The sequence below is a fragment of the Paenibacillus lautus NBRC 15380 genome (assembly GCF_004000945.1).
Taxonomy (GTDB): domain Bacteria; phylum Bacillota; class Bacilli; order Paenibacillales; family Paenibacillaceae; genus Paenibacillus_AQ; species Paenibacillus_AQ lautus.
In genome coordinates, this window is sequence record NZ_BIMF01000012.1 from 150,478 (window position 1) to 162,315 (window position 11,838).

An 11,838-nucleotide genomic window follows, 5' to 3' on the forward strand; every position below is an offset into this window, starting at 1 on the left:
TTATTATAGAACATACGTTCCTAATATTTCAACAAAAAACAACCTGACCCTTAAAAGCTAAGAGTCAGGTTGTTCCGCCATACGTCTTATGACCGATCAGCCAACGAGATGAAATCCTGTTGTATTCTCAAGCACTTCCACATGAAACGTGCTGCCGTCAGCCTCGCGCACGACGCTAACCGAAAGGTGCCCGTTTCCGATCGCAATCTTCTCGGCCTTCAGTTCGTTCATCCCTTCCGGAAGGAACGGGGACAACGCGATTTCCTTCTTCGCCGCGTTCGGATACAATCCGAGCATCGCCTGCAGGAAGACGATCGAGGTTCCCGCCGCCCAAGCCTGCGGCGAACAGGTCGTCGGGTACGGAACGGGATGGCCCAGCTTCGCATCATGACCGCAGAACAGCTCCGGCAGACGCTGGTACTCAAAATGAGCCGAAGCCTGCAGCAGGCCGGAGATCACCTTGCCTGCCTCCTCCTTGAATCCCTGCTTGCCGAGTCCCAGCAGAATCATCGCATTGTCATGCGGCCATACGCTGCCGTTATGATAACTCATCGGGTAATATCCGGTGGAGTCCGTGCTCATCGTGCGGATGCCGTAACCGTTAAACATGTCGCTTCTAAGCATCCGCTCAGCTTGCGCCTTCGCGTGGCTCTCTTCCGGCAAGCCGCTCATGAGCAGATGCCCGGGATTCGAGGTCACGCTGCGTACCTGGCGCAGATCCTTATCCAGCGCGATGGCGTAACACTGCTCATCCTCCATCCAGAAGGCCGCTTCGAAGCGGACGCGAAGCTCCTCGGCTTCCGTCTCCAGCTTGTGGGCCAGTTCCAGCTCGCCCAGCTCCCCGAAGACGGGTACCAGCGATTTCTTCGCTTGATACACGTAACCCTGAACCTCCGACAGCGCGATCGGAGATTCCGCATACTCGCCGTTCTCATGGACGATCGAGTTGGCGGAATCCTTCCAGCCCTGATTCGGGAAGCCTTTCTCGGCTTCCTGCTTATAGGCCATGAAGCCGGAGCCCGCTTCCAGCGCGGCATCGATATATTCCAGTGCCCGCAGCATGTTCGGCTTGAGCTCCTCCGCCAGGGAGAGGTCGCCCGTCCAGCGGTAATACTCGCCGATCAGCGCCAGGAACAGCGGCGTGGAATCGATGGTGCCGTAGTACGGCGAGAACGGAGACTGATTCGTCGTGACCAGCTCTCCGTAGCGAATCTCATGCATGATTTTGCCCGGCTGCTCATCCCGCCAAGGGTCACTCTTCTCGCCTTGATAAGCCGCCAGCGTTCTCAAGGTTCCCTTGGCAAGCTGCGGGTTCGCCGGAAGCATGAAAAGCGCCGTGATCAAGCTGTCTCTGCCGAATGGAACCGCGAACCACGGCAGTCCCGCGACCGATGTATCACCGAAGCCCACATCGGTCGTCAGCATGCGCAGATCCTGCAATCCTCTCTGGTACAAGCCGCTGAACAGCGCGGAATCCGATTGGACCCGCGAGCTGTTCGCGTACCAAGCTTCATAGGAGGCTTCGAGTTTCTTCAGCCCCTCTTCGTAGGTCAGCGGCGCCACTGCGGAATGCTGCTCCGTCATCGGCGTGACAAAGAACGTAATCACCTTCTGCTCTTTGGCTTTCAGGGACAAAGGGAACGAAACATTCCCGGCTTGATCCGTTTGGCCACCGTCCGCATCCCAAGCAATGCGCGTCTGTCTTCTCAGGTTGTCAGCGCCGACATAAGCCAGTGTCATCTCTTGATCGCCTGTCCGTATACCCTCCATCTTGCCGACTTCCCCTGTACGGTATTTGCGCACCAGGAACATATCCTGAAAATCGGCATCAAAGGACGCGGCGAACTCGATATTCGAATCGGTCACAAAGTAATTGGTCAGCGTGCAGCGCTCATACAGGACGCCATCATAGATGAAACGCTCCCGAAGTACTTCGATCGCCCCTTCATCCTTGGCATCCTTCATCAGGCGGAAGGAGGCCACATAGCTTTTATCCCCCGTGGAGGACAGGAGCGAAGGCTTCTGGCCATCGATGAACAGCTCCATGCGGCTCAGGAAACGGGTATCCTTCGTATACAAGCCATGGCCCTGATCGTCCCCTTGGACGATATCTCCATTAAGCCCGGTCAGAAAAAATACGTCTCCTTCTTTAATTACGCGGTAGTCCATGTAAAATCCCCCTTTGATTCCGGTTTATTCAACAACCGCAAGCTCAGCCTGCAGTCCTTCTTCCGAATGCGGTCCGACCCAGACATGGAACTTTCCGGGCTCTACCGTAAATTCAAGCCTTTCATCCAACAGCCCCAATTCTTCACGCCCCAGCGTAAAATGTACCGTCCGGCTTTCGCCCGGCTGCAGCTGTACCTTGCGGAATCCCTTCAACTCTTTGACCGGCCGGGTCGAGCTTGCCACCAAGTCGCGGATATACAGCTGCGCGGTTTCCTCGCCGGCTCTGGATCCGGTATTCGTTATGCTCACGGATACATGCACGGTCCCGTCCCGGCCAATTTGATGCCGATCCAGCTGCAAATCCGTATATTCGAATGTTGTATAACTGAGGCCGTACCCGAACGGATACAGCGGAGCATCGTCGCAATCGATATAATCTTCGTACAAATGAGGACGTCCGGTATTCTTCCGGTTGTAATACATCGGAATTTGCCCCGTTGCGCGCGGAACGGTAACCGGCAGGCGGCCGCTCGGATTGTGAGCGCCGGTCAGCACGTCCACAAGCGCAAGGCCTGTGGCGGTTCCCAAATGCCAAGCTTCCACTACGGCGTCTGCATGTTCATGCAGCCATGGAGTGGCAAGCGGACGGCCGTTCATCAGCACGACGACGATCGGCGTGCCGGTCTGCCGTTTCAGCTCCTGAATCAATCGCTCCTGACAGGAGGGAAGCGTAATGGAGGTCACATTGTAGTGTTCGCCCGTCATTGCTTCGGATTCACCCACAACGACTACGGCGACATCACACTGTCCAGCGAGCTCCACAGCCCGTTCCACTCCCCCATCCATTTCCTCCAGAATGCCGCTGCCCTGCTCGTAGAACACCTCAGCCTTCGGTGCGATTTCCGATTGAAAAGCGTCCCATACTGTGACAACGTCCTCATCGCGGCCTTTCCAAGCCCAGCAGCCCATCGAGTTGTGGCGGTCATCGGCCAGCGGCCCGATCAAGGCCAGCTTTTTGTGCTTAGCGATATCCAGCGGCAAAATCCCGCTGTTATTCTGCAGCAGCACGATCGATCTCCGGGCGCTGTCCCTGGCCTGAGCCAGATGTGCCGCAGGAATGGCTTGCCCTTTCAGCGGATCTCCGGCTTCTTCTGCGTCTTCGCTTACATACGGGTTCTCGAACAATCCGAGGCGGATTTTCACCCGCAATATGCGAAGCACCGCATCATCCAACAGCTTGAGCAGCTCAGGGTTATCCTGGACCAGCGCCTCCAGATGATCGAGATAGACGCCGGAATGCATGTCCATGTCGACCCCGGCGTTCAATCCCTTCCGCGCGGAATCCTTCCGGTCTTCCGCATAGCCATGGTAGATCAGCTCTTCGATCGATTCCCAGTCGCTGACCACCATGCCGTCAAAGCCCCACTCCCGCTTCAAGATATCCCGCAGCAGATAACGGCTTCCAGAAGCGGGAACCCCGTTCAGTTCGCTGAAGGCGCTCATCACGGACAGAGCCCCTGCCCGAATCCCGTGCTCAAAAGGCGGCAGTACGGTTTCCCGCAGCGTCCGCTCCGACATGTCCGTCGTATCATAGTCCCGGCCGCCTTCAATCCAGCCATAACCGGCAAAATGCTTCACGCATGCCGCTACCGTCGGGTAGCCATCCTCATTCGGACTTTGAAATCCTCTAACCTTCGCGGCAGCGGCCAGGGAGGACAGATAGGCATCCTCCCCCGTACTCTCCGCGATGCGGCCCCACCGGGGATCACGCGTGATGTCCACCATCGGGGCAAAGGTCCAGCGGATGCCGTCCGCTGCGGCCTCTTCTGCCGCCATGCGGGCGTTCTTCTCCATCCCTTCGAGATCCCAGCTGGCGGCTTCGCCGAGCGGAATCGGAAAAATGGTGCGAAAACCGTGAATGACATCGTCCCCGATGAGAAGGGGAATCCCCAGCCGCGTTTCCTCCACGGCCAGCCGCTGGAGCTCGTTGATTTTTTTCGGACCATGCACATTCAGGAGCGATCCGATCTTGCCTTCGGCAACCAGCTTCAGCTCCTGCTCCTCGCATCGGCCGTACTGCACCGTTTGACCGATCTTCTCGACCAAGGTCATCTGCGCGAGAAGATCCTTCGCACGCTGTTCCACGTTATCCATGTCTAATCCCTCCCGATGCTTCTTTATCAGCCTTTGACCCCGGCGTTCGAAATCCCCTCGATATATTGACGCTGGAACAGGAAGAAGAACAGGATGATCGGCAGCGTGGAGAGCACGACCCCGGCCATAATCATCGGCGTATTCTCAAAGAACATATCCTTCACGCTGTTCAGACCCACAACCAGCACATACATTTCGGGTGTATTCGCGAGCGTGCTCGGAACGAGGTAACTGTTCCAGGTTCCGGCAAAAGCAAGAATCGACATCGTAATCAGTGATGAACGGGCCAGCGGATACACGATCCGCCAGAAAGCACCCATCTTTGTCAGGCCATCCATCCGCGCAGCCTCCAAAAATTCATTCGGAACCGAGATGAAGAACTGACGAAGCATGAAGATGTACAAGCCCTGATACAGGAAAGGCACCGTTAACCCCCAGAACGTGTTCAGCCATCCAAGCTGCGCCACATTCACGTACACCGGGATCAGGATCATATGGTAAGGCACCATCATGGTAGCCACGACGATCCAGTAAATCAGGCCTTTTCCCTTGAAATTCAGCTTGGCCAATGCAAAGCCGGCCATTGGATTAATGATTAGGTTCCCAATGACAACGACGCCGGTCATGATTACCGTGTTCAAGAACCATCTCGGCACGTTGTACGCATCGTTCGTGAAGAAGATTTTAAAGTTCTCGAACGTCCAGTTCGCCGGCGACGTCAGCGTATTGACATGGCGCATCGGGATAATGGACGTATAGATGGTATAGAGAAAAGGAAGGGCGAATAAGAGCCCTAGAATGATCGTGCCGATATATAGAAACAGCCGACCGTTGTTCGTACGGGTCTTCATTACTCTCACTCCTTCTCATCCAAGAATTTTTTTTGCAGGTACGTAATCAGCATGATGATCATGAAGAACAGCACTACCGCCGCGCTTCCGTAACCAATGTTCATGTAACGGATCCCGTGCTGGTAGAAATACGTGACCACTGTACTGGTAGCGCCCGCTGGCGAACCGAGTGCGCCATACCGGGAAATCGCCGCAATCTGGTCGTAGATCTGGAAGCCGGCAATCGTCGATACCGACACGATGAAGAACGTGATCGGCTTCAGGAACGGCACCGTAATGTAGCGGAATTTGTTCCACTTGGACGCTCCGTCAATCTCACCCGCTTCATACAGATCCTTCGGAATTTCCTGCAGGCCTGACAAGTAAACGATCATGGTGAAGCCCGCTTGCTGGAAGATAAACAGAATACATACGAATAAGAGCGCATAGTTGGTATCCGCAAACCATGTCACATTCCCGAAGCCCAACGCTCCGAAAAATTCCGTTAGGAAGGTGCCCTGCTTGAAGAGCATCATGAACACGGTTGTGATCGCGATTTGCGAGGTGATATACGGAATGAAAAATACCGTCCGGAATATCCCCTTGCCCTTCAGCTTCTGATTGACCAGGATCGCCAAGAGCAGACCGAGGACAGTCTGAATCGGAATCGAGATGACCACAATTTCCAGGGAATGAAGCAGCGCCCGGAAGAATTCTTTATCTTGAAGAATGGTGACATAGTTTTCGAGACCGATGAATTTCGCCTGGTCCAAGGCAGCGAAATTCGCGTCCTGAAAACTCCTTACGAAAGACTGGATGAATGGATAGAGAAACCACCACGCCCACAATATCAAAAAGGGCAGTGAAAACAACCAGCCCAGCGTCTTGTCGGAGTCTGCCAGCGAACGGAACCAGGATTGCCTAATCTTGTTTCCTTTCAAATCAGCGTGCTTGCTGCTGTAATCGGACATAAGTTATCCCCCGCTTCCAAACTTAAATTGGTTGGATTCATGAACAAAGGCTCCCGCTCCCCTGAGAACAAGGAGCGGGAGCGGGTGTTGCCTCTTTCTTATTTGAATTGACCTTGAATATCGTCGAGAATTTGCTGAGCCGTTTTACCGGAGCCGCCTAGAATCAAGCCTTCCAATTCTTTAACGAGTTCATCCGTGAAACGCTTGGTATCTGTCGGATAACCATAGTCTGTGCTGTACTCCAGCGCAGGCTGCAGCGCTTTGAATTCAGGGTTCTTCTCGAAGTACTGCTCGGACAATGAGGCTACCGCCGGATTGAAGCCAAGCTCCATGAATGCGGTTTGCGTATCGTCATTGGTCATGTAATAAGCAGCTTTGAGCGCAGCTTCTTTGTTCTTCGCGTCTTTCAGTACCATGTAAGCGTCAGAGCTCATGGTGCTGCCGTTGGTTGTTCCTTTCGGAACCGGAATAGCTACCATTTTGAGGTCCGGATTTGCATCCTTCAGGTAACCTTTGTACCAGTAACCACCTGTACTCATAGCGCCCTGCTCGTTGCTGAATACTTCGCCGTCCCAGCCAAAGCCAAGTGATTTAGGAGTTACAGCAAGTCCCTGATCATACATATCGATGATCATTTCCAGCGCTTTTACGTTCTCAGGGGAGTTGATGGTCTCACCGTTACCCCAGCCGCCGCCGAAACTCTTCACGTAGTTCGTGATATGGAAGGCGTCCAGATTGACGATAATGCCTTTCACATTGCCTTTGTTCAGCACTTTCGCTGCTTCGATCACTTCATCCCAAGTGGTTGGGTACTCGCCGAGGCCAGCATCTTTCCACATTTGCTCGTTGATGAAGAACATCGCTGGCATATCACTGTTAGGCACACCGTATTGTTTTCCATCCACGTTCCAGATGTTCTTCGATGTATCCGGGAAACGGTTCATGTCTACGCCCGTCGCTTGAACCAAGTCATCGATTGGCGAGAACAATCCTTTGTTGATGTACTCGTAAGCACCTTCGTTGGACATTTTAATGAAGTCAGGCGCTACGCCTGCAGCAATTTCACCCGGAAGCGTGTTCCAGAACTGCTCGCTGCTTGGATATTGTTTGATTTTCAGTTCGATCTCCGGATACTGCTCGGAGATGGTATCCGCTGCTTTCTGATAAATCTCCAAATCCTGTGCTGTACCCCAGAATCCGAAATTCACCGTTACTTTTTCAGCAGCGTCTCCGGCTCCGTTATCTGTATTGTCAGCGCTTTTATTGCCGCCGCAAGCGGTTAAACCAACAACAAGAGCCAGGCACAACACCAGCATGGCTGAAAACTTCTTGTTCCATTTACCCATGATGCTACCCCCCACGTTTCTTTTCGTTTTACCTTGCACCTTCATCATATAGACCCGAGACAATAAAAAAAATTAATCAAATGATGATTAATTTTTTAAAATTGACTATTTTTTTATAAATAGATTGCACTGCATGAGTGTTTTTATGAAAAATCACACTTTCTTTTCGATTATCACACTTCTTCTTTCCTATACTGTTTAGGAGAAAAGCCCGTGTATTTTTGAAATACAATCGCAAAATGGGCCTGATTATTAAATCCTACCATCTCGGCAACGTCATAGATTTTGTAACGGTAGTCCTTGAGCAGCACCTTCGCCTTCTCGATCCGGAGCTCATTAATATAATCGAACAGTCCTTGACCGACCTCTTGCTTAAACAACCGGCTGACATAATTCGGGCTGACATGAAACAGCTCCCCGAACAATTTCAAGGAGAGACTCTCGGGGTAGTGCTCTTCCGTATACTCCATAATATTGCGCGTGAGCTGGCTGTATCCCTTCATCTCCAGATGGCTGCGATTCTTGAACCGCTCCTTGAACAAGGCCCGGTATGCGGCTGACAGCTGCTCGAATTCATGGATCTCTTCAAAGGTTGATGTTTCTTCTTGAACGTCTTCCCCGCCCGATACGCCCGTGCCTTCCCCGATCATAAACAGCAGACCTTCGTATACCTTGCGGACATCCTTCTCTTCCATGCATTCTTCTTGCGCCAGAAACTTCTCCCACTTGGACAGCAGCTCCATAAACCGGTCGTTCGCTTCTTCCCTTAGCGCAGACTTCATCTGGCTTAAATAGGCATCGGCCTTTTTATAGACATGCTCACCCTTCTGCTTCAGATGCTGATAATAGAAGATCGACGTATCCGGGTGATAAAATTGATGGGATAGCGCTTTGCACGCCTGCTCGTACCCCGTCCGAATGCCGTCGAAATCGGCAAACCAGTCGCTGATGCCCAGCACGATGTCGATATTGACAAACCGTTTGAGCGCCGAGCTGATCATTTGCACCATTTTATTGACCCGCGTCAACGAGGCCAGCAGGCTCTTCAGCTCACTATTGCTGATGAATACGGCACTGCACTGTTCATCCAGCTGAAGATACTCGACTTCCTTCTCCGTGGACAGAATCTCGCTGACGACGTTTTGCACCGTATTCGGCAGAATCGATTCGGTTTCCTTGGCATACCTTTTGATGACCGTGTGATAATTTTTGATTCTGAAAAGGACGACGTACATATTGCCCTCTTTGAGCCCCGTTTCATGCAGATCATGAACATGGCCATGGAGAGCATTATATAAAATCTGCTCCTTCCGGTTGCCTGCTGCATTCGGCCCTACTTGAGCGGGAATCCCCCGGCTCCCAAACTGCTCCCGGACGCTCTTCAGCATCGCGGTCAGCTCGCGTTCATTCATGTCGGGTTTGTGGAAATAATCAAAAGCCCCCAGCTTCAACGCTTCCTTCACGTAGGCAATATCATCGAAGCTGCTCAACACAACCGTTTGAACCGGGAGCTGCCGGTCCTTGATCGTCCGGAGCACCTCGAGCCCGTCCATCTTCGGCATTTTGATATCCAGCAGTACCACGTCCGGCGCCGTTTCCGTTATCAGACGCAGCGCTTCTTCGCCGTCCCCCGCTTCACCGACAATTTCTACGCCCTGGGCTTCCCAGTCAATCGCCGATTTGATCCCGATCCGAACGAGCGGCTCGTCATCTACTATAAGTATTCGCACTTGCTATCACCCTGCTTCTTCTGTGATGATCGGAACCCGAAGCCATGCGACCGTTCCGTCATGCTCTCCCCTCTGGATCCACAGGCCGTATTCCGGCCCGAAATGAAGGGATATCCTGTTCCGTATATTGTTCAATCCGATCGAGTTGAAGGTATCCTGCGGACCGCCCTGCTCCACCTTCGCTTGTCCGCCCTCCGGAAAACCGCGCCCGTTATCACTTACTTTCATAATCAGAGCATCCGATTCCTCATAAATCGATATGACAAGGCTGCCCTTGTAATCGATGCCTTCAAAGCCATGAAAGACCGCGTTCTCCACAAGGGGCTGGAGCAGAAACTTCAGGGTCCTATGATTCATTACGGCCGGATCCACCTCGTACGTGACATCAAATTTATTAAAATAACGAAAATCGAGAATTTTCGTATAGTTCTCCATGAATTCGACTTCTTCCGCAATGGTCACGTAGTCGCCTTCCTTCTTCACCGTGAACTTGATGACCGAAGAGAAGGCCTGCAGCGCTTCTTCAATGCCGGTTGCCCCTTGGATCTTGGCCATCCACTTGATCACATTCAGCGTATTATATATAAAATGCGGACGGATCTGCGACTGCAGCGCATTCATCTCCAGATTCCGCTTCTCCTCTTCCTCCACATAGATCCGCTCGATTAAATCGCGAATTTCGTGAAGCATCTGGTCCACGGTATGGCTGATCACGCCGATTTCGCCGTGCTGTCTCGTATCAAAGCTTACGTCAAGCTGCCCTTGGGAGACAAGCTTCATTTTGCTGTTCAGCACCGCCAACGGCTTCATGATCGTGGTGGCGATCCGGGCCGAGATCAGGATGGACAGCACGAGCAGCAGGATCAATACGCCGATCAAGATGGCAACCATAAGATAAACAATCGAGAACAAGTCCTTCTTCGGTATGACCGTAACCGCCTTCCAATTCGCCATGGAGGAGGAAGAAGAAATCATGTAGGTATCGCGATTGATCTGCGTGTTGACTTGGCCGTCCGCGTTATATTGAAAGTCGCTCCCCAATACCTCGGACGCCGCCAGCCCGATTTCCTCGGGATGGACGCTGTGCACGATATGATCGGTTTCGTCGATCAAGTAAAATTTCGTATTCTCGGAAAATGCCGACTGACTCCACAGCGTCTTGAGTTTATCCACCGAAATATTAAAGAGGATAAAACCGAGATCCTCCTTCGTGTACGGATCCATGATGGCCCTGCCCACCGACACGACCGGAATTCCTTTTGTCGACAGCAGCCGCTCCTGATGAATCCCTACAGGAACAAAGCCGCCGTAGGCTTCCCGGATCTGCCGGACAAAAGGCTCGCCGGTAAACTGCTCCTTGAAGTATGCAAAATTCATATATTCCCGGTTGCTTCGTCCAATAATGGACTGGCTGTTCTCGTGGTAGATGACAACGGAGTCAATCAAATCGGAATACAGCATGATCCCGCTCTGGATCAAGCCGTTCACTTTATCGAAATCCTGCCCCCGTTCAAGCAATGGATACGTCACCTTGCCGTAATCCTTGCGCATAATGGCGTACACCGTGGAATCCTGAATCGGGAACATGGACAGTCGCAGCAGCGGCTGTAAAGAGGTGTCGATATTTTTAATAATTTGTTTGTTGTTCTCAACGGCTGCATCAATCATCGTACTTCGGTTGTTCTCCACGTATACCCAGGATACAATTCCCCCGATCAGAAGGAGGGGAACGATGATAAAGGCGGAGAACGCCGCAATCAGTTTTTTCTCCAGACTTAAGTGAAGCATGTTCTGCTTTAGTTTCTTCATGAGTGTCTCTCTTCTCGTTGCTCGATATGATCGTCCTTTAACGCGCCGTCCCGCTTATTCGGAATTTTCTCGGCGTCATCCCCGTAAAATTCTTGAATAATTGCGTATAATAACTCTGGCTGCAGAACTTGAACGTAAAAGCAATTTCGGATATCGACTGATTCGTATTGGCCAGCAAATGCTTGGACTCCTCAATCTTCCGCCGATTAATAAAGGTGGTTATGGATACGCCCGTCTCCCGCTTAAAACGATCGGACAGATAGCTCGGGTGGACTTTCAAATATTCCGCAACCCTCTGCAGGGTCAGCTCCTCAAAAATATGCTCCCTAATGTAATAGATCGCCAGGTTCACAATGTGAGAGAAAGACACGTCTTCCTTCTCGGAGCGAATCATCGACACAAACTGCACCAGCATCTCATATTCAAAATGAACCAGCCGCTCCACATCGCTCATTCGCTCGATCTCCAGGATCAGCGTGTCACTTAAATGAAATGCAATTTCAGGATCCACGCCGCCTTTGATAATCGCCCGGGTAAATAAGGTGCAGGACGCAATCAGGGCATTCTTCTTCGACCGAAGCGGATACGTCGCCAGCACAGCCGCTTCCAGCTCGTTAATTTTGCGCAGCATGTCCATGGCTCTATTCTCATCGCCGAAGCGGATCGCTTCCAGCAGCTCGTGCTCATAGTCAAACGGGGGATGGATAAAATTCTCACGCAAATAATGCATGCGAGAAGACAAGTAAAAAGGACGGTTTCCCGAGCGTGAAGGCTCTTTCATTATTTCCACACCACCTAAAAATATTGATAAAAACCTTGATATTTTAGT

Annotated in this window: 8 protein-coding genes; all 8 read right to left on the minus strand. The window is 52.0% G+C overall.

The genetic code is table 11. The annotated features are described in order from the left end of the window. Positions 1–96: 96 nt before the first annotated feature. Positions 97–2,169, minus strand: a complete 2,073-nt coding sequence (locus tag PLA01S_RS20490) for an amylo-alpha-1,6-glucosidase (RefSeq protein ID WP_127593804.1) — start codon at positions 2,167–2,169, stop codon at positions 97–99. 24 nt (positions 2,170–2,193) lie between these two features. Next, complete coding sequence (locus PLA01S_RS20495; RefSeq protein WP_127593805.1) at positions 2,194–4,323, minus strand: glycoside hydrolase family 3 N-terminal domain-containing protein; 2,130 nt, start codon at positions 4,321–4,323, stop codon at positions 2,194–2,196. A gap of 26 nt (positions 4,324–4,349) precedes the next feature. Next, positions 4,350–5,174 (minus strand): carbohydrate ABC transporter permease, encoded by an 825-nt coding sequence (locus PLA01S_RS20500; protein ID WP_127593806.1) that lies wholly within the window; start codon positions 5,172–5,174, stop codon positions 4,350–4,352. Positions 5,175–5,179: 5 nt separating this feature from the next. After that, positions 5,180–6,124, minus strand: coding sequence for a carbohydrate ABC transporter permease (locus PLA01S_RS20505; RefSeq protein ID WP_006207847.1), 945 nt, complete (start codon positions 6,122–6,124; stop codon positions 5,180–5,182). 98 nt (positions 6,125–6,222) lie between these two features. Beyond that, positions 6,223–7,470 (minus strand): ABC transporter substrate-binding protein, encoded by a 1,248-nt coding sequence (locus tag PLA01S_RS20510; protein ID WP_127593807.1) that lies wholly within the window; start codon positions 7,468–7,470, stop codon positions 6,223–6,225. 173 nt (positions 7,471–7,643) lie between these two features. Beyond that, positions 7,644–9,200, minus strand: coding sequence for a response regulator transcription factor (locus PLA01S_RS20515; RefSeq protein WP_127593808.1), 1,557 nt, complete (start codon positions 9,198–9,200; stop codon positions 7,644–7,646). A 6-nt stretch (positions 9,201–9,206) separates the two neighbouring features. Continuing rightward, a complete protein-coding gene (locus PLA01S_RS20520; RefSeq protein WP_127593809.1) occupies positions 9,207–11,009 on the minus strand; it encodes a sensor histidine kinase in 1,803 nt (600 codons plus the stop codon). A 37-nt stretch (positions 11,010–11,046) separates the two neighbouring features. Then, complete coding sequence (locus PLA01S_RS20525; protein WP_100539877.1) at positions 11,047–11,790, minus strand: helix-turn-helix domain-containing protein; 744 nt, start codon at positions 11,788–11,790, stop codon at positions 11,047–11,049. Between the last annotated feature and the right edge of the window lie 48 nt (positions 11,791–11,838).